Genomic DNA, 22,258 nt, shown 5'->3' on the forward strand with positions numbered 1-22,258 from the left:
ATCTTTCCCCCCGGAGCTCTCCCCGATGGCCAATACCCAACAGATGGCAAACGCGATTCGCGCGCTCGCCATGGATGCCGTGCAACAAGCCAACTCGGGGCACCCCGGCGCGCCCATGGGCATGGCCGACATGGCCGTGGCCCTGTGGGGCCGCCACCTGCGCCACAACCCGCAAAACCCGCATTGGCCCGACCGCGACCGCTTCGTGCTGTCCAACGGCCATGGCTCGATGCTGATCTACGCGCTGCTGCACCTCACGGGCTACAAGCTGCCCATCGGTGAGCTCAGGAACTTCCGCCAGCTGCACAGCAAGACCGCCGGCCACCCCGAAGTGGGCGTCACGCCCGGCGTGGAAACCACCACCGGCCCGCTGGGCCAGGGCATCACCAATGCCGTGGGCATGGCGCTGGCCGAGAAGCTGCTGGCCGCCGAATTCAACCGCGACGGCCACGCCATCGTGGACCACCACACCTATGTGTTCATGGGTGACGGGTGCCTGATGGAAGGCATCAGCCATGAAGCCGCGGCGCTGGCCGGCGCCTGGAAGCTCAACAAGCTGATCGCGCTGTACGACGACAACGGCATTTCCATCGACGGCCAGGTCCAGCCCTGGTTCATCGACAACACCCCCGTGCGCTTTGCGGCTTACGGCTGGAACGTGATCGGCCCGATTGACGGCCACGATGTGGACGCCGTGGACCGCGCCATCGCCGACGCCAAAAACAAGGCCGACGCGCCCACGCTGATCGTCTGCAAGACCCACATCGGCAAGGGCAGCCCCAATCGCGCCAACACCGCCAAGGCCCACGGCGAGCCGCTGGGTGCTGAAGAAATCAAGCTCACGCGCGAAGCGCTGGGCTGGAACCATGCGCCGTTCGAGGTGCCCGCCAGCGTGTACGCCGACTGGGACGCCAAGGCCCAGGGCCAGAAGACCGAAGCCGCGTGGGACGCGGCATTCGCCGCCTACAAGGCCGCCCACCCCGATCTGGCGAAAGAATTCATGCGCCGCATGAAGGGCGAGCTGCCGAAAAACTTCGCCCAGGTGGCGGTGGACGCCGCCGTGGGCGCGCATGCCAAGGCCGAGACCGTGGCCTCGCGCAAGGCCAGCCAGCTGGCGCTGGAAGCCTTCACCGCCGCGCTGCCCGAGATGATTGGCGGCAGCGCCGACCTGACCGGCTCCAACCTGACCAACACCAAGGCCACGCCGCCGCTGCGGGTGGACCTGTCGGGCGACGTCACCCGCAGCGAAGACGGGCGCATCGGCCGCCACATCAACTACGGCGTGCGCGAGTTCGGCATGGCCGCGGTCATGAACGGCATTGCGCTGCATGGCGGCTACATCCCCTATGGTGGCACCTTCCTGACCTTCAGCGACTACAGCCGCAATGCCATCCGCATGGCTGCGCTCATGAAAAAGCGCGTGATCCATGTCTTCACGCACGACTCCATCGGCCTGGGCGAAGACGGCCCCACGCACCAGAGCATCGAGCACGCGGCCAGCCTGCGCCTGATTCCCAACCTGGACGTCTGGCGCCCCTGCGACACGGCCGAAACGGCCGTGGCCTGGGCCGTGGCGCTGCAAAACGCCGACCGCCCCACGGCGCTGTTGCTGAGCCGCCAGAACCTGCCCTATGCGCCCAAGCGCGACCTGGGCGAGATCAGCCGCGGCGCCTATGTGCTGTCCGAGCCGTCGGACCTGGGCCTGAAGAAAAAGGCGCAGGCGGTGATCATTGCCACGGGTTCCGAGGTGCAGCTCGCGCTCAAGGCGCAGGAGCTGCTGGCCGCGCAGAAGGTGGCCGTGAGCGTGGTGTCCATGCCCTCGACCACGGCCTTTGACCGCCAGACCGTGGCCTACAAGGCCTCGGTGCTGCCCGCCGGCGTGCCGCGCATCGCGGTGGAAATGGGCGTGACCGATGGCTGGTGGAAATACGGCTGCGCCGCGGTGGTGGGCATCGACACCTATGGCGAGTCGGCCCCGGCGCCGGTGCTGTTCAAGCACTTCGGCTTCACGCCCGAGAACGTGGCGGACACGGTGCGTGCTGCCCTGCGCAAAAGTTAATGCCGTTCGGGCTCTGGCTGAACGGATCTGATTTGTACTTCAGGAGATTCACATCATGACGATCAAGGTAGGCATCAACGGCTTCGGCCGCATCGGCCGCAACGTGCTGCGCAGCGCGGTGCAGAACTTCCCCGACATCGAGATCGTGGCGATCAACGACCTGCTCGAGCCCGACTACCTCGCCTACATGCTGCAGTACGACAGCGTGCACGGCCGCTTCAAGGGCGAGGTTTCTGTCGAGGGCAACACCCTGGTCGTCAACGGCAAGATGATCCGCCTCACGCAGGAGCGTGATCCGGCCAACCTCAAGTGGAACGAAGTCGGCGCCGACGTGGTGATCGAGTCCACCGGCCTGTTCCTGACCAAGGAAACCGGGCAGAAGCACATCGATGCCGGCGCGAAGAAGGTGATTCTCTCGGCCCCGTCCAAGGACGACACGCCGATGTTCGTGTTCGGCGTGAACGACAAGACGTACAAGGGCGAGGCCATCATCTCCAACGCCTCGTGCACCACCAACTGCCTGGCCCCGCTGGCCAAGGTGCTGAACGACAAGTGGGGCATCAAGCGCGGCCTGATGACCACGGTGCACGCCGCCACCGCCACGCAGAAGACCGTGGATGGCCCCAGCAACAAGGACTGGCGCGGCGGCCGCGGCATCCTGGAAAACATCATCCCCTCCAGCACTGGCGCGGCCAAGGCCGTGGGCGTGGTGATCCCCGAGCTGAACAAGAAGCTCACGGGCATGAGCTTCCGGGTGCCGACCAGCGACGTGTCGGTGGTTGACCTGACCGTGGAGCTGGTCAAGGAAGCCAGCTACGACGAGATCAAGGCCGAGATGAAGGCGCAGAGCGAAGGCGCGCTCAAGGGCATCCTGGGCTACACCGAAGACAAGGTGGTGGCCACCGATTTCCGGGGCGATACCCGCACCAGCATCTTCGATGCCGACGCCGGCATTGCACTGGACAAGACCTTCGTCAAGCTCGTGAGCTGGTACGACAACGAGTGGGGCTACTCGAACAAGTGCCTGGAGATGGCGCGCGTGGTGTCCAAGTAAGCCTCGGCACCGCCCGAAACGAGAACGCGCCCCCTGGGCGCGTTTTTCATTTGGCGGGCACGGGCAGATCGCGCAGCAGCAGTGCCAGCTCCGGCCCCTGCATCAGTTGCACCCCGTGCTGCTTGACGAGGCGCTGAGCCTGGTCGCTCAGCACGCCCATGGCGATGTAGATGCAGCCGCTGGCCTCGCGCGCCGTGACGGCCGCCTGCAGGGCCTGCAGGGCCTCTTCGCCATGCCGCGCGGCCTTCCAGCGCTTGGCCGATACCAGGGTGACGCTGCCGTTGCGCGTCAGCGCCAGATCGGCGGCGCCGTCCAGGCGCGCCACGGCATAGCCGTCGCGCGTGAAGGCGGCTTCCAGCGCCTGCGCAAAGTCACGCCAGGCCATGCCGGCCAGCGCGCCCTGCAGGGCCTCCACGCGCTGGCGGCTGGGCGCGCGCATCTGGCGCCAGAAGGCCACGGTGCCAATGCCCACGAACGGGAACGCCCCCATGGCGCCAAACACCCAGTAGTTCTCGGGCAGCAGGGCGCGGGCGGCCAGCGCCAGGCCCAGCGCGATCAGGAAGCTGATCCACCAGGGCGAGCGCAGCAGGATGGCGAACAGCGAGTTCGGGGCCATCTTGAACTTCATGAAGCGGGCTCCGGATTTCAGTGGTGGTGGCCGTGCGCGCCGTGCACGTGGCGGTGGGCAATTTCTTCCGCGGTGGCCGCGCGCACGCTGATCACCTTGAGGCTGAAGCGCAGCGCCTTGCCGGCCAGCGGGTGGTTGCCGTCGAGGTAGACCGTGTCGCCCTTGATCTTCATGACGGTGTAGATCTGTTCGGCGCCCTCGTCATTGCGCCCTTCGAGCTGGCCGCCCACCTTGACGCCCGGCGGGAACTCGCTCTTGGGGATGGTGCGCGCCAGCTTTTCGTCGCGCAGGCCAAAGGCGTCTTCGGGCTGCAGCGCCAGCGTGACCTGGTAGCCGGCCTCCTGACCGTCGAGCGCGGCCTCGATTTTGGGCAGGGTGTTGTCATAGCCACCATGCAGGTAGGCCATGGGCTCCTTGCTCTCCTCGATGGGCTTGCCCAGGGCATCTGCAACCTTGAAGCGCAGGGTGACGACGGTGTCTTTTTCGATTTTCATCCCGCGATTTTGCCGTGAGACGTGGGCGCCCCGGATTCAGGGGGCTGGCGGCACCGGCCAGCGGTCGAACAGGCGCACGGCCACGGGCTGGCCCCAGAGGCCGACCTGGGCCGGCGTGCCGTTGTGGGGCTGGTTGGCCCCGGCGCCTCGCACATAGCCCAGGGCCACGCAGGCGCCGGCCAGCGGGCTCCAGCCCACGGATGAGATCTCGCCCACGGTGTCATCCCCGAGCCGGATCGGCTCGCCACCCCAGGCAAAGGCCGCGGCGTCTTCAAAAACCAGGGTCACGAGCTTCTTGCGCAGGGGCTGGCCCTGGCTGGCCAGCAGCGCGGCCTTGCCGATGAAGTCGGCTGGCTTGTCCAGCTTGACGCTGAAGGCCAGGCCGGCCTCCCACGGCGTTTCGTCGGGGCCCAGCTCGGCGCCCCAGGCGCGGCGGCCCTGCTCGATGCGCAGTGCATCCAGCGCGTAGTAACCGGCATCCCTGAGCCCCAGGTCCTGCCCGGCCGCCTGCAGCGCCAGGTACACATGGCGCGCCATTTCAATGGGCACGTACAACTCGAAGCCCGGGCCGCCCACATAGCTCATGCGCGCGGCGCGCACGCGGGCATGGCCCAGGTCGATTTCCCGGGTCCCGGAGAACTTCAGGCCTTCGGGCGAGAGGTCGTCGGGGCTCACCCGTGCCATCAGCGCACGGGCCTTGGGCCCCATGACGGACAGCACGCTGTACAGCGCCGACACGTCGGTCAGCACCGCATGGTCGTCGGGCTGGAGATGGCGGCTGATCCAGTCAAAGTCGCGCACGGTCTGGGCCGAGCCGGTGACGATGAGAAAGCGGTCTGGCGCCTGGCGCATCACCGTCAGGTCGCTTTCAATGCCGCCGCGCGCATTGAGCATGGGCGTGTAGACCATCTTGCCCACGGGCACATCCATCTCATTGGCGCACAGCCGCTGCAGCAGCGCGAGTGCATCGCGGCCCTGCAGCAACAGCTTGCTGAACGAGGTCTGGTCATAGAGGGCCACGGTTTCGCGCGTGGCCTTTTGCTCGGCTGCCATCCAGGGCAGCCAGCCGGGCGTGTCCAGCGTGTCGTCGGGGCGTGCCGCGCCCGCGGGCTTGAAGTAGTTGGCGCGCTCCCAGCCGTTCTTGCTGCCGAACTCGGCCCCCTTGTCCAGCAGCAGGTCATACAGCGGCGAAGTGCGCAGCGGCCGCGCGGTTTGCAGCTCCTGCCTTGGCCAGCGCATGGCGTAGTGCAGGCCCAGGGTCTCGCCCGTGCGCTCGGACAGGGCACGGCGGTTGCCAGTGAAGCGGCCAAAGCGGCGGATGTCCACTTCCCACAAATCCATGCTGGGCTCGCCGCCCACGATCCACTCGGCCATCAGCCGGCCCGCGCCGCCGCTGTTGGCAATGCCGGCGGAGTTGAAGCCGGCGCAGACAAAGTAATTGCGCAGCTCGGGCGCTTCGCCCAGGATGAAGTTGCCGTCGGGCGTGAAACTCTCGGGCCCGTTGAGCAGCATCTTGATCTCGGCCGTCTCCAGGCACGGGGTTCGATGCATGGCGTTGGTCATGAGGATCTCGAACTGGTCCCAGTCCTCGCCCAGCAGCTCGAACTGGAAGGTGCTGGGGATCGGGTCCATCTTCCAGGGCTTGGCCCGGGGCTCAAAGCCGCCCATGACCAGGCCGCCGACTTCTTCCTTGTAGTAGATGTAGCCGTCGGGGTCGCGCATCACCGGCAGCATGGGGTGCACACCGGGAATCCTTCCGGTCACGATGTAGAAATGCTCGGCCGAATACAGCGGCACATTCACGCCCGCCAGCGCGCCAAACTGGCGCGCCCACTGGCCGGCGCAGTTGACCAGCGTCTCGCAGCGCACCTCGCCCTGGGCGGTGCGCACGCCCACGGCGTGCCCGCCTTCGGTGATCACGCCGGTGACCTCCACGCCTTCCACCATCTTCACGCCGCGGTGGCGCGCGCCCCTGGCCAGCGACATGCACAGATCGGCCGGGTTGGCCTTGCCGTCGCCGGGCAGCCAGATGGCGCCGGCCAGGTCGTCAATGCGCATGATGGGGTACTTGTCGCCGGCCTCGGCCGGCGAGATCTCGTGGCATTCCACGCCAAAGCTGTGGGCCAGCGCCACCTGCTTGCGCAGCACCTTCATGCGCTCGGGCGTGCGTGCCACGTTCACGCTGCCGCACTGCTTCCAGCCCGTGGCCAGGCCGGTCTCGTGCTCCAGCGCCGCATACAGCTCGATGCCATAGCGGCTCATGGCCGTCATGCTGCGGTTGGGGCGCATCTGCCCCACCAGGCCCGCAGCGTGCCAGGTGGTGCCGCTGGTCAGCTTGCCCTGTTCGAGCAACAGCACGTCGGTGCGGCCCAGCCGTGCCAGGTGGTAGGCCACCGAGCAGCCCACAATGCCACCGCCCACGATGATGATCTGTGCCTGCGAGGGAAGTGCCATGGCCTTATCCGAGCCTCAGGGCCATCACGCCCGCCACTATGACGCCGGTGCCCAGGGCACGCCGCGGCGTGAAGGCCTCCTTGAGCAGCCAGGTGCCCAGCAGCGAGGCAAACAGCACCGAGGTTTCGCGCAGCGCCGCCACGGTGGCCACCGGGGCCTGGGTCATCGCCCACAGGGCGATGCCATAGGAGCCGAACGACGCCATGGCCGCGCCCGCAGCCACCGGCGCGCGGGCCCGGGCATAGGGCCAGGCCACGGCCATGCCGCGGCGGTGCAGGACCAGCAGGGCAAACGGCCAGCCGTCCAGCACAAACAGCGCGATCACGTACTGCCAGGACTGCCCGCCCGCCGCCACGGTGGCGCGCACGCCCAGTGCGTCGACCACGGTGTAGACCGCGATGACCACCGCATTGGCCAGCGCAAAACCCACGGCCTTGGGGGTCTGCAGGGCATGGCGGCTCAGGCCGAGCGCGAGCACGCCGCAGCAGATGCCCAGCACCCCGGCCCAGGCCAGGGGGCTCAGGGTCTCGCCCAGTGTCACGGACGCCGACAGGGCCACCAGCAGCGGCGCCGTGCCCCGCATCAGCGGATAGGTCAGCCCGAGGTCGCCGTGCTTGTAGGCACCGGTGAGCGCGGTGTAGTAGCCGATGTGGATCACCGTCGAGGCGGCAATGAAGGGCCAGGCTGCCGCCGGCGGCCAGCCAGACAGCAGCACCAGTGGCACCGCCATGAATGAGCCCAGCAGGTGGATCACCGCCGTGTCCAGCGCCTTGTCGGTGCTGGACTTGACCAGGGCGTTCCAGCTGGCGTGGAGCAGGGCGCCGGTCAGCACCGCCGCCACCACGCCCCAGGTCAGGCTCATGCGGGGATCGCGCAGCGTTGGGCGCGGCCCAGGAAATGCGCCAGTGAAGGGGTCGTCAGCCCGCCCACCTTGGCCAGGTCGTCCCAGACGCGCAGGCGCACCGCGGCCGGTGCGCCCGGCATCCGGATGAAATTCTCGGCCTGCCCCGGGGAATAGATGCCGCCCTGCAGCGCCAGCGAGCGCTTGGAGTCGTCGGACAGGGCCGCGAAATAATCTGGCCGGGTGGCGCAGAGGTAGCGCTTGGCGTCCACGTGCAGCTTGATGGGGTCGACCACGCCATCGCCAAACAGGCTGCGCAGGACCGGCAGCGCGCGGTACTGGTGAACGTCGTCCACCCCCTGCAGCGTGGGCGTGGCGCCCAGGTTGTGCAGCAGATGGCCCAGGTCGTGCAGCAGGGCGGCGGTCACGAGTTCATCGTCGGCGCCATCGCGCTCCGCCAGCATCGCGCACTGCAGCGCGTGTTCGAGCTGGGTCACCGGCTCGCCCGTGTACTGCTCGGTGCCGCGTTCATCAAACAGGCGCTCCAGATCCGTCAGCGTCAGAGCCATGGCAGCGAATAGGTCTTGAGGTTGGTGAAACTCTTCATGGCTTCCTGCACGCCTTCCTTGTAGCCCAGGCCCGAATCCTTGATGCCGCCAAACGGCGTCAGCTCGAGCCGGTAGCCCGGCACCTCGCGCACATTCACCGTGCCGACCTGCAGCTCGCTGACGAAGCGCGTGATGTAGTCCAGCCGGTTGGTGCACACCGAGCTGGAGAGGCCGTAGGCCGTGCCGTTGGAAATGCGGATGGCGTCGTCAATGTCCCTGAAGCGGATGACGGGCGACACAGGGCCAAAGGTTTCCTCGAGCGCCACGGCCATGCGCGGGTCCACATTGTCCAGCACCGTGGGCGCGTACAGCGCACCCCGGCGCTGGTTGCCCGCGAGCAGCTTCGCGCCCTGGGCCACGGCCTCGCTGACGCGGGCCTCGAACAGGCTCGCGGCCGCTTCGTCAATCACGGTCCCCATGTCGTTGCCCGGATCCATCGGGTCGCCATGTTTCCAGGCCCGGGTCTTGTCCACCACCAGCTCCACAAAGCGCGGGGCCACGGCTTCATGCACCAGCAGGCGCTTGACGGCGGTGCAGCGCTGGCCCGAATTCTTGTAGCTGCCCTGCACGGCCAGCGTGGAGGCTTCGTCCAGGTCGGCGTCTTCCATCACGATGATGGGGTCGTTGCCGCCCAGCTCCAGCACCATGCGGCGGTAGCCGGCCTTGCCAGCGATGTACTTGCCAATGGCCACGCCGCCCGTGAAGGTGACCAGGTCCACATGCTCGTTGGTGATCAGCTCGTCGGCGATCTCGCGCGGATCGCCGGTGACCACGCTGAGCATTTCCGGCGGCAGCCCGGCCTCATAAAGAATGTCGGCAAACAGGATGGCCGAGAACGGCACCTTCTCCGAGGGCTTGAGCACCATGCGGTTGTTGGTGGCAATGCTGGGCACCACCTTGTGGGCCACCTGGTTCATGGGGTGGTTGAAGGGCGTAATGGCCGTGATCACGCCCAGCAGCGGCGAGCGCTGGGTGTAGACACGGCGCTTCTTGCCGTGGGGCGTGAGGTCGCAGCTGAAGATCTGGCCGTCGTCCTTGAGCACCTCATTGGCACCGAACAGCAGCACGTCACTGACCCGGCCCGCTTCATACCGGGCGTCCTTGAGGCACAGGCCTGCCTCGGCCGTGATCAGGTGGGCCACTTCATCCATCCGCTGGCCGATCAGGGCCGCCGCCTTGTTCAGAATGGCCGCGCGCTCGAAGCGCGTGAGCACCGGCCGGCAGGCGTGGGCGGTGGCAAAGGTCTGGCGCACCTCGTCCAGCGTGGCCTTGGGCACGGTGCCGATCTGCCCGCCGGTGTAGGGGTTGAAGACGGCGATGTGGCGCTCGCGCCCCGCGCCGACCTTGCGGCCGGCCAGGCGCATCGCGTCCAGGGCGTGGTCGCGGATGTACTGCTCGATCATGGGCCGCCCCTATTGCGCGTAGTTGAGCGCGAGGTCGAACGCGTCAAAGTTGCGCAGCCGCCGCGTGGCGTCCAGCCCCGGCAGCTTGCGGTTGAGGATCAGCGGCACGCGCTGCTCGCTGATGCCGCCGTGCGAGCGCAGCGGCGCGTCCAGGCCCGAGAGGTCGTGGCGCGAGGCCGAGGTGCCGATCACGGTGAAGCGGCCCGACACGCAGACGATGTCGCCGATGCGGTCGGCCGGCAGCTCGAAGCGCCGCGCCGCCGCGTCACGGGTGAGCACGCTCTCCATGTCGTGGATCTGCTGGAGCTGCCCGCACAGGGTTCGCACATCGGCGTCGGGCGGCAGGTAGATGGTGGCGAACGATCCCAGCGCGCCGTGGTGCACCACATACGGGTCGGTGATGGGCAGGATCACGCGCGCCACGCCGGCGCCCAGGCGTTCGTCAAACCAGTCCTGCAGGTAGATCACATCGGGCCGGCCATCCATGCCCACCTTGGCGTTCATGCCGTGGTCGGCGGTGAGCGCAATCACGCAGCCCATGGCGTCCAGCTGGCCCAGGTAGCTGTCCATCATGGCGTAGAAGGCATTGGCGCCCGCGGTGCCTGGCGCATGCTTGTGCTGGATGTAGTCGGTGGTGGACAGGTACATCACGTCGGGCCGCTGGCGTTTCATGAGCTTGACGCCCGCGGCAAACACGAACTCCGACAGCTGCGCGCTGTACACGTCGGGAACGGGCCGGCCCACCAGGCCCAGCACGTCGGCAATGCCGTTCTCCTCGACCGTGACCTGATCAGACTTTTCGGAGGAAAAGCAGATGCCCTTCATCTGGTGGCCCAGCAGCTTGCGCAGCTTGTCCTTGGCCGTGACCACGGCGACCGTCTTGCCCGCATCCGCCAGCGCCGCGAGCAGGGTGGGCGCGCGCAGCCACTTGGGGTCATTCATCATGACCTCGGTGTTGGTGGCGGTGTCATAGAGGTAGTTGCCGCAGATGCCGTGAACGCTAGGCGGCACGCCCGTCACGATGGACAGGTTGTTCGGGTTGGTGAAGCTGGGCACCACGCAATCGGCAATCAGGCCGGCACCGCCGGCCAGCGTCCGCTTGAGCCAGGGCATGTGGCCACCCGCCACGGCCTGGGCCAGGTAGTCGGGTTCGCAGCCGTCCACGCACGCCACCACGGTGGGCAGCGTGGGCAGCTTGTAGCTTCGGTGGTTAACGTTCAGCACGGCTGGACTTTCCTGATTTGGTGGGGGTGGCCTGCGCCTGCAGGCGGGCCTGGCGGCGCAGGTCGTTGTCGATGGTGCGCTCCTTGCTCTCGATCACGTGGTCGAACATGGCGCGCCCGGCCGCGTCGGCGTCACCGCTGGCAATGGCCTTGACGATCTGGCGGTGCTCGCTGGCCGAAATCGGCATCAGCCAGCCATCGGCCAGGTTCAGGCGACGGAACAGCGAGAGTTCCTTGATGAGCTTGCGGTAGATGGCCGTGAGCTTGCGGTTGCCGGCCATTTCCACCAGCCGGTCGTGGAACCGGAGGTTGAGCAGGTGGTAGTTGTAGGTGTCGGAGGTCTTGACCGCCTTCTCCATCTGGTCGACCAGGCCCTTCATTTCCTTGAGCTGCACCGGCGTGATGTTCCTGGCCAGCTGGCGGCCCACCAGTTCATCCATGGCGGCGCGCAGGTCGAAGATCTCGACCGCCTCGTCGATCGGGATGTCGCGCACGTAGACGCCGCGGTTCTTTTCATTGCGCACCAGCCCGGCTTCCTCGAGCATGCGGAAGGCCTCGCGTACCGGGCCGCGCGAAACGCCCAGCTTCTCGGCCAGCGCCGCCTCGATGAGCTTGCTGCCGGGCGCGTACTCGCCGACCAGGATGGCCCGTTCGATTTCCTGCTGCACCACGTTGGTGAGCGAGCTGCTCTGCAGCAGCGCAATGGTGGGGTGCATCACCGCGTTCATGCGCCGTATTAGAGCAGCATTCCCCAGATTGTCAACAATCTGCAAAAAACAATTGACAAGGTGAAAGGGCCGAAGTTAAATGAAATCCACGGGGCGGCGCGGGACATCGGGGGAGTGGAATCGCGGGATGTCATCGCGCCGTCATTGTCGGGTCACAGCATTGCAACTTTTTGACACAGAGGAGTTTTCATGCGTTTGTCCAGAATCTTCAAGCCCGTTGCCCTGGCCGGGCTGCTCGCATTCGCGGCGGCGACCTCCGCGCAGAAGACCCAGCTGCTGGTCTACACCGCGCTGGAAACCGACCAGCTCAAGGCCTACCAGGAAGGCTTCAACAAGGTCAACCCCGACATCGAGATCAAGTGGGTGCGCGACTCCACCGGCGTGATCACGGCCAAGCTGCTGGCCGAGAAGGCCAACCCCCAGGCCGACGCCGTGATGGGCGTGGCCGCCTCCAGCCTGGCGCTGCTCGACAAGAACGGCATGCTCGAGCCCTACGCGCCGCTGAACCTTGACGCGCTGATGAGCCAGTACCGCGACAAGAAGAACCCGCCCGCCTGGTTTGGCATGGACGTGTGGGGCGCCACCGTCTGCTTCAACACGGTCGAGGCCAAGAAGAAGGGCGTTCCCAAGCCCGAAACCTGGAAAGACCTGACCAAGCCCATCTACAAGGGCCAGATCGTCATGCCCAACCCGGCTTCGTCGGGCACGGGCTTCTTCGACGTGTCGGCCTGGCTCACGCTCTGGGGTGACGACAACGGCAAGGGCGGCGGCTGGAAGTACATGGACGCACTGCACGAGAACATTGCCCAGTACACCCACTCGGGTTCCAAGCCCTGCAACATGGCAGGCTCCGGCGAATTCATGATCGGCATCTCGTTCGAGTACCGTGCCAACAGCAACAAGGCCAAGGGCGCGCCCATTGACCTCGTGTTCCCCAAGGAAGGCCTGGGCTGGGACCTTGAAGCGTTTGCCATCCACAAGGGCACCAAGAACCTGGCTGCCGCCAAGAAGCTCGCTGACTGGGCCTCGAGCAAGGACGCCATGCTGCTGTACGGCAAGAACTTCGCCATCACCGCGCAACCCGGCGTCGCCTCGCCGCTGGCCAATGTGCCCAAGGACTACGAAGCCCGCCTCGTCAAGATGGACTTCGCCACCACGGCAGCCAATCGCGAGCGCGTGCTGGCCGAGTGGACCAGGCGCTACGACGGCAAATCCGAGAAGAAGAAGTAATCTGGCCCGAGGCGGCCTGCGGGCCGCCACTTCAACCCAGAACGGCCACACCGCGGCCCGGCCCCGAGCCGGTGCCGCAGTCAGCTCCCAGGATTTCCCGGCTTCGCCCCCCATGACCCAAGACCTGTTTCTTGAGCTGCGAAACATCCGCAAGACGTTCGGCAGCTTCACGGCCCTGCACGAGATCAACCTGGGCATTGGCAAGGGCGAGTTTGTCTGCTTTCTGGGCCCCTCGGGCTGCGGCAAGACCACCTTGCTGCGCATCATTGCCGGTCTCGAGGTCCAGACCTCGGGGGATGTCTGGCAGGCCGGGCGCGACATCTCCCGCCTGCCGCCGGCGCAGCGCGACTATGGCATCGTGTTCCAGAGCTACGCGCTGTTTCCCAATCTCAGCGTGGCCGACAACGTGGCCTATGGGCTGGTCAACCGCAAGACGCCGCGCGCCGAGATCCGCCAGCGCGTGAGCGATCTCGTCAAGCTCGTGGGCCTGCCAGGCAGCGAGGGCAAGTTTCCCAGCCAGCTGTCGGGTGGCCAGCAGCAGCGCATTGCGCTGGCGCGGGCACTGGCCACCGCCCCGTCCCTGTTGCTGCTTGACGAGCCGCTGTCGGCGCTTGATGCGCTGGAGCGGGTGCGCCTGCGCGCTGAAATCCGGGCGCTGCAGCAGACCCTGGGCGTGACCACCATCATGGTCACGCACGACCAGGAAGAGGCGCTGAGCGTGGCCGACCGCATCGTCGTGATGAACCATGGCGTGATCGAGCAGGTGGGCACGCCCTATGAGATCTACCGCGAGCCGGCCTCGCCCTTCGTGGCCGACTTCGTGGGCAAGGTCAATGTGCTGCCGGCCCGGGTGGCCGCCGGCGAACTGCAGGTGGGCGACATGCGCTTTCCCTGTGACGGCGCCGACCGTGAGGCCCGCATCTACCTGCGCCCCGAGGACGTTCTGGCGCGGCCCATCGCACCGGGCGACGCCCATGTGTTTGACGCCCGCATCGAGGAGATCGAGTTCCTGGGCTCGTACTGCCATGTGCATGTCGCGGCCGAGGCCTTCCAGCCCCATACGCTCACGGTCTACCTGTCGCTGAACTTCCTGTCGGAGCGTTCGCTTCAGATCGGCTCCACCCTGCAGCTCAAGCTGCTGCCCGAGCGCATCAAGGTGTTCTGACATGTCCGCGGTGCTGCATTCGACCCCGGCCGCGCCCCTGAAGCAGCGAACCCACTGGACCGACCGCTGCGCCCATGGCGCGCTGGCGCTGGTGGCGCTGGCGCTCGTGGCCTTCCTGGCCTTTCCCCTGCTGGCCATCCTGCAGCAGGCGGTCCAGGGCAAGCAGGGCGAGTTTGCCGGACTGACCAACTTCATTGCCTACGCCCAGACGCCGGCGCTGCTGGGCAGCCTGTGGAACAGCATCTGGGTCTCGGTGCTGGTTACGGCCATCACGGTTCCCCTGGCGTTTGGCTTTGCCTATGCCCTGGCGCGTTCCTGCATGCCGTTCAAGTCGCTGTTTCGCGGCATCACGCTCATTCCGCTGCTGGCGCCGTCGCTGCTCTCGGCCATCTCGCTGATCTACTGGTTTGGCAACCAGGGCGTGTTGAAGGACTGGATGCAGGAGCTGGGCATTGCCCAGATTTACGGCGCCCCGGGCATCGTGCTGGCCGAGTGCTTTGCGGTGTTCCCGCATGCTCTGATGATTCTGGTCACGGCGCTCAGCCTCTCCGACGCGCGCCTGTACGAGGCCGCCGACGCCATGGGCACCCGCGCCGCGCGCAAGTTCTTCACCATCACCCTGCCCGGCGCCAAATACGGCCTGATCTCGGCGGCGCTGGTCTCGTTCACGCTGGTCATGACCGACTTCGGCATTCCCAAGGTGATTGGCGGCAATTTCAACGTGCTGGCCACCGATGTCTTCAAGCTCGTGATTGGCCAGCAGGACTTCGCGCGGGGCGCGGTGGTGGCCATCCTGCTGCTCGCGCCCGCCGTGCTCACGTTTGGCGTGGACAGCTACGTGAGCCGGCGCCAGACCGCCATGCTGACGGCGCGTGCCATACCCTACCGGCCCAAACCCTCGCGCGGCTACGACATCGTGATGACGCTGTACTGCTGCGCCATTGCCTTCCTGGTGCTGGCCATGCTGAGCATGGCCGTGTTTGCTTCGTTTGCCAGCTTCTGGCCCTACAACCTCACGCCCAGCCTGCGCCACTACACCCTGGGCCTGGTCGATGCGGAGGTGGGCGAGGGCTTTGTCAACAGCCTCAAGATGGCGGCCGGCACGGCGGTGTTCGGCACGACCCTGGTGTTCTGCGGCGCCTACCTGCTTGAAAAAACCAAGGGCATGGACGCTCTGCGCGGCCTGGTGCGGCTGCTGGCCATGCTGCCCATGGCCGTGCCGGGGCTGGTGCTGGGCCTCGGCTACATCTTCTTTTTCAACGCGCCCCACAATCCGCTGGGCGGCCTGTACCACACGCTGACCCTGCTCACGCTGTGCACCATCGTGCACTTCTACACCACGGGCCACCTCACGGCCGTCACCGCGCTCAAATCGCTCGACGGCGAGTTCGAGGCCGTGAGCGCCTCGCTCAAGGTGCCATTCTTCAAGACCTTCTGGCGCGTGACCCTGCCCATCTGCACCCCGGCGCTGGTGGACATTGCACGCTACTTCTTCATCAACGCCATGACCACCATCTCGGCCGTGGTGTTTCTCTATTCCCCCGAGACCAAGGTCGCGTCCATTGCCATCCTCAACCTCGATGAGGCCGGCGAGATGGGCGCCGCGGCCGCCATGGCCGTGCTGATCGGGCTGGCCTCCACCCTCGCCACGCTGCTGTTCATGGGCCTGGCCTGGTGGGTCAACCGCCGCACGCAGGCCTGGAAGAAATGATGCCCCCACGGTCGCTCACTGCGTGCAGCTTCCTGCCCCCCGAGGTGGCCGCATTTCGCCTTGGGGCGGCCCGGCGGCGAAACCTTACCTGACAACGAGACACCATGGACAGAGACAAGATTCTTTTGACCCCCGGCCCGCTGACCACCACGCTGCGCACCAAGCTCGCCATGCTGCGCGACTGGGGCTCGTGGGACGCCGATTTCAACGCCGTGACGGCGCGCGTGCGCCAAAGCCTGCTGGCCATCGTGCATGGCCAGGCGTCGCACGTGGTCGTGCCCCTGCAGGGCAGCGGCACCTTCAGCGTGGAGGCGGCCGTGGCCACGCTGGTCCCGCGCGATGGCCATGTGCTGGTGCTGGACAACGGCGCCTACTGCAAACGCGCCGCGCGGCTCACCAGCCTCATGGGCCGGCGCTGCACGGTGGTGGACTTTGCCGATCACGAGCAGGTGTCCCCGGCCGTGCTGGACGAGCACCTCAAAGCCGACCCCGGCATCACCCATGTGGTCATGATCCACTGCGAAACCGGTGCCGGCGTGCTGAACCCGCTGCAGGCGGTGGCCGATGTGTGCGCGGCCCATGGCCGCGGCCTGATCGTGGACGCCATGAGCTCCTTTGGCGCCATTGAAATCGATGCGCGCAAGGTCCGCTTTGACGCGCTGGTGGCCGCCAGCGGCAAGTGCCTGGAGGGGGTGCCCGGCATGGGCTTTGTGTTCATCCGCAAGGAGGTGCTGGAGGGCTGCGCCGGGCGCAGCCAGTCGCTCGCCATGGACCTGCATGACCAGCATGTGTACATGGAAAAGACCGGCCAGTGGCGCTTCACGCCGCCCACCCATGTGGTGGTGGCGCTGGCCGAGGCCATCGCGCAGTTCGAGGCCGAGGGCGGCCAGCCCGCGCGCCTGGCGCGCTACCAGGCCAACTACCGCACGCTGATCGATGGCATGGCGCGCCTGGGCTTCATGCCTTTCCTGGACCCGGCCATCCAGGCGCCCATCATCGTCACCTTCCATGCGCCGGGCGACCCGCGCTACGAGTTCAAGGCGTTTTATGCGGCGGCACGGGCCCATGGCTTCCTGCTGTACCCCGGCAAGCTCACACAGGTGGAGACATTTCGCGTAGGCTGTATCGGTGCGATCGGCCCCGGTGAAATGGAGCAGGCCGTGCATGCGGTGGAACTCGCGCTGCAGGACCTCGGCCTGCCCTCGGGTGAGCCCGCGATCTGAGTCACTGAACAGAGAGAGGAAGACCATGGCCAAAGTCCATCCCGCGCTGGCTGCCGTGCAGAAGCCCGGCGTCTCCAAGGTCAAGGTCGCCGTGAGCGACATCGACGGCATCCTGCGCGGCAAGTACCTGCACAAGGACAAGTTCCTTGGCGCGGCCGAGCCCGCGCCCGGCGGCGGCTTCGGCTTCTGCGACGTGGTGTTTGGCTGGGACAGCGGCGACAACTGCTACGACAACACCACCGTCACCGGTTGGCAGCATGGCTTTCCGGATGCGCTGGCGCGCATCGACCTCAACACCGGGCGCAACGTGCCCTGGGACAACCAGGTTCCGTTCTTCCTGGGCGACTTCGTCTCGGCCGATGGCAGCCCCTACCCGGTGTGCCCGCGCCAGACCCTCAAGCGCGTGCTGCGCCGCGCCGGGAAGCTGGGGTTCCAGGTCATGACCGGCATGGAGTTCGAGTGGTTCAACTTCCGTGAGTCCCCGCAAAGCTGGGCCGCCAAGAAGGGCGTGAGCCCCGAGCCCATCACCCAGGGCATGTTTGGCTATTCGCTGCTGCGCATGGCCGACAACGGCGGCTTCTTCAACGCGCTGATGGACGAGATGCTGGCGTTTCGCGTGCCCATCGAAGGCCTTCACACCGAAACCGGTCCGGGCGTCTACGAAGCCGCCATCGGCTTCAGCGAAGCGCTGGAGCAGGCCGACCGCGCCATCCTCTTCAAGACCGGCGCGCGCGAGATCGGCAAGCGCTTTGGCATCATGCCCAGCTTCATGGCCAAGTGGAGCCAGCAGTACCCGGGCTGCTCGGGCCACATCCACCAGAGCCTGTCCGACGGCAAGACCAACCTGTTCTACGACGGCAAGAACAAGCGCCGCATGAGCAAGCTGTTTGAAAGCTACCTGGCCGGCCAGGTGGCCTGCCTCATGGAGTTCGGCCCGATGATGTGGCCCACCATCAACAGCTACAAGCGCCTGGTGGACGGCTTCTGGGCGCCCGTCAAACCCACCTGGGGCATTGACAACCGCACCGCCAGCTTCCGCGTGATCGCGGGCAGCCCCAAGGCCACGCGGCTCGAAACCCGCTGCCCCGGCGCCGACGTCAACCCCTACCTGGCGCACGCGGCGCTCATTGCCGCGGGCCTGTATGGCGTGGAAAAAGGGCTCAAGCTCACCGCGCCGCCCATCACCGGCACCAACCAGGGCGCCGAGGACGTGCCGCGCGCTCCGCGCACACTGATCGAGACCACGCGCCAGTTCAGCCGCAGCCAGATTGCCCGCGATATGCTCGGAGACACCTTTGTCGACCACTTTGCCGCCACCCGTGAGTGGGAGTGGCGCCAGTGGCTCGACGGGGTGACCGACTGGGAACTGAAGCGCTATTTTGAAATCATCTGACCACAGAGCAGGCCACTTTCCGCCATGAGCATTCACAGCTTCTCCTTCCCCACCCCCATCCAGTTTGGCGCTGGCGCGCGCAAGCTGGTGGCCGACCACCTCAAGAAGCAGGGCCTCAAGCGCCCGCTGATCGTGACCGACAAGGCCCTGGCCGCGCTGCCGGTGCTGGCCGAGTTCCGCACCCACCTCGAGGGCCTGGACGTGACCGTGTTCAGCGGCGTGCATGGCAACCCCACCTGCAGCCAGGTCATGGACGGCGCCGCGGCCTTCAAGGCGCACCACGCCGACTGCGTGATCGGCTTTGGCGGCGGCGCTGCGCTGGACGTGTCCAAGCTCGTGGGCCTGTCGGCCACGCACGAGGGCGACATTCTTGAATACGTCTGGGACCACCCGCAGGTGCGCCCCATCATCCATGCGCTGCCCTACTTCGTGGCCCTGCCCACCACCTCGGGCACGGGCTCGGAGGTGGGCCGCTCGTCGGTCGTGAGCGAGAACGACACCCACCTCAAGCGCGTGGTGTTCAGTCCCAAGATCCTGGCCCGCTGTGTGTTTGCCGACCCCGAGCTCACACTGGGCCTGCCGCCGCACGTGACGGCCGCCACGGGCATGGACGCGCTCACCCACAACATCGAGAGCTACCTGTCGCCGGCCTACCACCCGCTGTGCGACGGCATCGCGCTGGAGGGCACGCGCATCGCCGCGGCGGCGCTGCTCACCGCCGTGAAGGAGCCTGGCAACCTGCAGGCGCGCAGCGACATGATGATGGCCTCGATGATGGGCGCCATTGCCTTCCAGAAAGACCTGGGCGCGGTGCACTCGTGCGCGCATGCGCTGGGCGCCGTGTGCGACCTGCACCACGGCCTGGCCAATGCGCTGATGATCGACACCGTGCTGGCCTGGAACCACGAAGCGGCCCAGGCCAAGTTTGAAGAACTCGCCCATGTGTGCGGCGTGCCCGGTGGCGGCAAGGCCTTTGTGCCCTGGCTGATCGAGCTCAAGCACCGGGTGGGCATCGCCGGCCGCCTGAAGGACCATGGCGTGACGCCGGATCACCTGCCCCGGCTGGTGGAGATCGCCACCGCCGACATCTGCCACCAGACCAACCCGCGGCCCTGCACGGCCGCTGACTTCCAGAAACTTTTTGAAGCCGCCCTGTGAGGGGGCCACCACGAGACTGCCATGCCTGCCAATCGCCTGAAAATCGGACTGTCCGCCTGCTTCTCCCACGCCGACCCGCAGCGTTCGCTGTTCACCGGCAAGACCCTGCAATATGTCGAGCAGTCCATCGCGCACTGGCTCATGTCGTCGGGCGCCATGGTGGTCATGGTGCCCTGCCCCACCGGCAGCACGCAGCGTGGCGACGTCACCTACGAGCACTACGCGAGCTGGCTTGACGGCGTGGTGCTGCACGGCGGCGTGGACGTGTGGCCCGGCAACTATGGCGAGGAGCCGCTGGACGAGCGCTGGCAGGGTGACCGCATCCGCGACGACTACGACAAATCCATCGTCGCCGCGTTCGAGGCCCAGGGCAAGCCGGTGTTCGGCGTGTGCCGCGGCCTGCAGCTGCTCAACGTGGCTTATGGCGGCACGCTGTACCAGGACATCGAGACGCAGATCCCCAATGCCTTCCGCCACCGCGACGCGCAGACCTACGACAACAATTACCACAGCGTGGACATCAAGCCCGGCACCCGGCTGTCGTCGCTGTACCCGGGCGTGGAGCGCGTGCGCGTGAACAGCATCCACCACCAGGCCGTGAAGGACCTGGCCAGCGAGTTCGAGGCCGAGGCCTACAGCGCCGACGACAAGCTGGTCGAGGCGATCCGCCGCAAGGATCCGAACAAGAGCTACATCGCCGCCGTGCAGTGGCACCCCGAGTTCCACCAGGCCAGCTCCAACACCATCAACGACCAGGCCCTGCTGGACGACTTTCTGGGCGCCGCCACGGCCGCCAAGAAACACCGGGCCGCGGCATGAGCACGCTGGCCGTTCACAACCCCGCCACGGGCGCGCTGGTCACAACGCTGCCAGCCGACGACGCGGCCTCGGTCGCGGCGCGGGCCGCGCAGGCCCGCGCCGCCCAGCCCGCCTGGGCGGCCACGCCGCTGGCGCAACGCGAGGAGTGCATTGCCCGTTTCCGCGAAGGCATTGTGCGGGAGCTCGATGGCCTGGCCGAGACCATGACGCGCGAGACCGGCAAGCCCATTGCCATGTCGCGCAACGAGCTCAATGGCCTGCTGGGCCGCATCGACTTCTTCCTGCAGGAGGTGGCGGCCGTGGTCGCCACCGAAACCGTGGCCAGCGACGCCAGCCTGCAGGAGCAGATCCAGCACATCCCGTTGGGCGTGGTGGCCAACATCTCGGCCTGGAACTACCCCTGGTTCGTGGGCTGCAACGTGATCCTGCCCGCGCTGCTCACGGGCAATGCGGTGCTCTACAAGCCATCGGAATACGCGGCCATGACCGGCCTGGCGATCACGCGCCTGCTGCATGAGGCCGGCGTGCCGCCCGAGGTCATGGCCTGCCTGGTGGGCGCGGGCGAGGTGGGCGCCGCGCTGCTGGCCCAGCCGGTGGACGGTGTTTTCTTCACCGGCTCGGTGGCCACGGGCCAGCGCATTGCGCAGGCCGTGGGCGGGCGCTTCATCAAGCTGCAGCTCGAGCTGGGCGGCAAGGACCCGACCTATGTCTGCGACGATGCCGACCCGGTCGCGGCGGCCCAGTCGCTGGCCGATGGCGCCATGTACAACACCGGCCAGAGCTGCTGCTCGGTGGAGCGCATCTATGTGCACGAGAAAATCCACGACGCCTTCGTGGCGGCCTTCGTCGAGACCGTCAAGGGCTTCAAGACCGGCGACCCCATGAACCCCGACACCTATGTGGGCGCCATCACGCGCGCGCCGCAGCTCGATGTGCTCGACGCCCAGGTGGCCGACGCCAAGGCCAGGGGAGCCACCCTGCTGACTGGTGGCAAGCGCGGCGCCGGCCCCGGCCACTGGTTCGAGCCCACGGTGTTCAGCCACGTCAACCACGAGATGGCGCTGATGCGCGACGAGAGCTTTGGCCCCCTTATCGGCATCCAGAAAGTCGCGGGCGATGACGCGGCCGTGGCGCTGATGAACGACACCCGCTACGGCCTCACCGCCGGGGTCTACACGCCCGACGAAGGCCGGGCGCGCCGCCTGCTGGCCCGGGTCAACGCCGGCAGCGTCTACTGGAACTGCTGCGACCGCGTCAGCCCGCGCCTGCCCTGGAGCGGCGTGGGCGATTCGGGCGTGGGCCTCACGCTGTCCAGCTACGGCATCCAGACCTTCACCCGGCCCAAGGCCTGGCACCTGCGCAAGCCCTGAGGCGCCGCCAGGCCCATGAAGCTCGCCCTGTTCGACCTGGACCACACCCTGCTGGCGGGCGACAGCGACGTGCTGTGGTGCGACTTCCTCATGCGCCAGCGCGTGCTGGACCGCGCCGAGTTCGCGCCCCGCAACGCCGACATGGAAGCCCGCTACCAGGCCGGCACGGTCGATGCCCAGGCCTTTGCCGACTTTTATGTGGGCACGCTGGCCGGGCGCACGCCGCAGCAGTGGGAGCCGCTGCGCCAGGCGTTCCTGGCCGACGAGATCGTGCCGCGCATTCCCGCGGCGGCGCAGGACCTGGTCAACCGGCACCTGGACGATGGCGACCTCGTGGTCATGACCACGGCCACCAACCGCTTCATCACCGAGCTCACCGCGCTGTACCTGGGCATCGAGCACCTGCTGGCCACCGAGACCGAGCTGGACGGCGCCGGCGTGTTCACGGGCCGCACCCGCGGCACGCTGAACATGCGCGAGGGCAAGGTCACGCGGCTGCACGAGTGGCTGGCCGCGCGCGGCCATGCGCTGGCCGGATTCAGCAGCATCGCCTACAGCGACTCCATCAACGACCTGCCGCTGCTGCAGGCCGTGACGCGGCCCGTGACCGTCAATGCCGACCCCCGGCTGGCCGCCATCGCCAGCGGTTCGGGCTGGGAAATGCTCCGCTTTTGATAGCGCACAGTGGCCGCCCCGC

The 22,258-nt window shown here is 67.2% G+C and carries 19 protein-coding genes; 11 read left to right on the top strand and 8 right to left on the bottom strand.

Going from position 1 to position 22,258, the window contains the following annotated elements:
* Nucleotides 1-25 precede the first annotated feature (25 nt).
* Nucleotides 26-2,059, top strand: coding sequence for a transketolase (gene tkt, locus KF796_02585; GenBank protein ID MBX3585505.1), 2,034 nt, complete (start codon nt 26-28; stop codon nt 2,057-2,059).
* 55 nt (nt 2,060-2,114) lie between these two features.
* Nucleotides 2,115-3,113 carry a type I glyceraldehyde-3-phosphate dehydrogenase gene (gap, locus tag KF796_02590; protein MBX3585506.1) on the top strand — a complete coding sequence of 333 codons (999 nt, stop codon included), beginning with the start codon at nt 2,115-2,117 and terminating at the stop codon, nt 3,111-3,113.
* Nucleotides 3,114-3,159: 46 nt separating this feature from the next.
* On the opposite strand, the gene KF796_02595 is transcribed toward gap, so the two are convergent.
* The 8 genes from KF796_02595 to KF796_02630 are packed head-to-tail and all read right to left on the bottom strand — an operon-like array spanning nt 3,160 to nt 11,492.
* Complete coding sequence (locus KF796_02595) at nt 3,160-3,741, bottom strand: restriction endonuclease (GenBank protein ID MBX3585507.1); 582 nt, start codon at nt 3,739-3,741, stop codon at nt 3,160-3,162.
* 17 nt (nt 3,742-3,758) lie between these two features.
* Nucleotides 3,759-4,235, bottom strand: coding sequence for a peptidylprolyl isomerase (locus tag KF796_02600; GenBank protein MBX3585508.1), 477 nt, complete (start codon nt 4,233-4,235; stop codon nt 3,759-3,761).
* A 36-nt stretch (nt 4,236-4,271) separates the two neighbouring features.
* Nucleotides 4,272-6,689: an FAD-dependent oxidoreductase gene (locus KF796_02605; GenBank protein MBX3585509.1), complete on the bottom strand. Its 2,418-nt coding sequence runs from the start codon at nt 6,687-6,689 to the stop codon at nt 4,272-4,274.
* 4 nt (nt 6,690-6,693) lie between these two features.
* Complete coding sequence (locus KF796_02610; GenBank protein ID MBX3585510.1) at nt 6,694-7,551, bottom strand: EamA family transporter; 858 nt, start codon at nt 7,549-7,551, stop codon at nt 6,694-6,696.
* Entirely contained in the window at nt 7,548-8,099 is a 552-nt protein-coding gene (locus KF796_02615; GenBank protein ID MBX3585511.1) for a phosphohydrolase, read from the bottom strand. The genes KF796_02610 and KF796_02615 overlap by 4 nt, the downstream gene beginning before the upstream one ends.
* Nucleotides 8,090-9,541 (bottom strand): phosphonoacetaldehyde dehydrogenase, encoded by a 1,452-nt coding sequence (gene phnY / locus KF796_02620; protein MBX3585512.1) that lies wholly within the window; start codon nt 9,539-9,541, stop codon nt 8,090-8,092. The genes KF796_02615 and phnY overlap by 10 nt, the downstream gene beginning before the upstream one ends.
* A 9-nt stretch (nt 9,542-9,550) precedes the next feature.
* On the bottom strand, nt 9,551-10,765 hold the full coding sequence (gene phnA / locus KF796_02625; GenBank protein ID MBX3585513.1) for a phosphonoacetate hydrolase: 1,215 nt from the start codon (nt 10,763-10,765) through the stop codon (nt 9,551-9,553).
* The gene (locus KF796_02630; GenBank protein ID MBX3585514.1) at nt 10,752-11,492 is read right to left on the bottom strand and encodes a phosphonate utilization associated transcriptional regulator; all 741 of its coding nucleotides are present in this window, start codon (nt 11,490-11,492) and stop codon (nt 10,752-10,754) included. The genes phnA and KF796_02630 overlap by 14 nt, the downstream gene beginning before the upstream one ends.
* A 189-nt stretch (nt 11,493-11,681) precedes the next feature.
* Between KF796_02630 and KF796_02635 the strand changes: the two genes are divergently transcribed.
* The 9 genes from KF796_02635 to KF796_02675 all read left to right on the top strand — a co-directional run bounded on the left by KF796_02635 (nt 11,682) and on the right by KF796_02675 (nt 22,236).
* On the top strand, nt 11,682-12,722 hold the full coding sequence (locus KF796_02635; GenBank protein ID MBX3585515.1) for a putative 2-aminoethylphosphonate ABC transporter substrate-binding protein: 1,041 nt from the start codon (nt 11,682-11,684) through the stop codon (nt 12,720-12,722).
* 112 nt (nt 12,723-12,834) lie between these two features.
* Nucleotides 12,835-13,887: a putative 2-aminoethylphosphonate ABC transporter ATP-binding protein gene (locus KF796_02640; GenBank protein MBX3585516.1), complete on the top strand. Its 1,053-nt coding sequence runs from the start codon at nt 12,835-12,837 to the stop codon at nt 13,885-13,887.
* Between the two features lies 1 nt (nt 13,888).
* Entirely contained in the window at nt 13,889-15,598 is a 1,710-nt protein-coding gene (locus tag KF796_02645; GenBank protein MBX3585517.1) for a putative 2-aminoethylphosphonate ABC transporter permease subunit, read from the top strand.
* Between the two features lie 104 nt (nt 15,599-15,702).
* Complete coding sequence (locus tag KF796_02650) at nt 15,703-16,821, top strand: 2-aminoethylphosphonate--pyruvate transaminase (protein MBX3585518.1); 1,119 nt, start codon at nt 15,703-15,705, stop codon at nt 16,819-16,821.
* A gap of 25 nt (nt 16,822-16,846) precedes the next feature.
* Entirely contained in the window at nt 16,847-18,214 is a 1,368-nt protein-coding gene (locus tag KF796_02655) for a glutamine synthetase (GenBank protein ID MBX3585519.1), read from the top strand.
* A gap of 24 nt (nt 18,215-18,238) precedes the next feature.
* Entirely contained in the window at nt 18,239-19,372 is a 1,134-nt protein-coding gene (locus KF796_02660) for an iron-containing alcohol dehydrogenase (GenBank protein ID MBX3585520.1), read from the top strand.
* Between the two features lie 21 nt (nt 19,373-19,393).
* Complete coding sequence (locus KF796_02665) at nt 19,394-20,191, top strand: type 1 glutamine amidotransferase (GenBank protein MBX3585521.1); 798 nt, start codon at nt 19,394-19,396, stop codon at nt 20,189-20,191.
* Nucleotides 20,188-21,561: an aldehyde dehydrogenase family protein gene (locus tag KF796_02670; protein MBX3585522.1), complete on the top strand. Its 1,374-nt coding sequence runs from the start codon at nt 20,188-20,190 to the stop codon at nt 21,559-21,561. Before KF796_02665 ends, KF796_02670 begins: the two co-directional genes overlap by 4 nt.
* Nucleotides 21,562-21,576: 15 nt before the next feature.
* Complete coding sequence (locus tag KF796_02675) at nt 21,577-22,236, top strand: HAD-IB family hydrolase (protein MBX3585523.1); 660 nt, start codon at nt 21,577-21,579, stop codon at nt 22,234-22,236.
* Nucleotides 22,237-22,258: the final 22 nt, after the last annotated feature.

Origin of the sequence: Ramlibacter sp., from assembly GCA_019635435.1 — a bacterium.
Taxonomy (GTDB): domain Bacteria; phylum Pseudomonadota; class Gammaproteobacteria; order Burkholderiales; family Burkholderiaceae_C; genus JAHBZM01.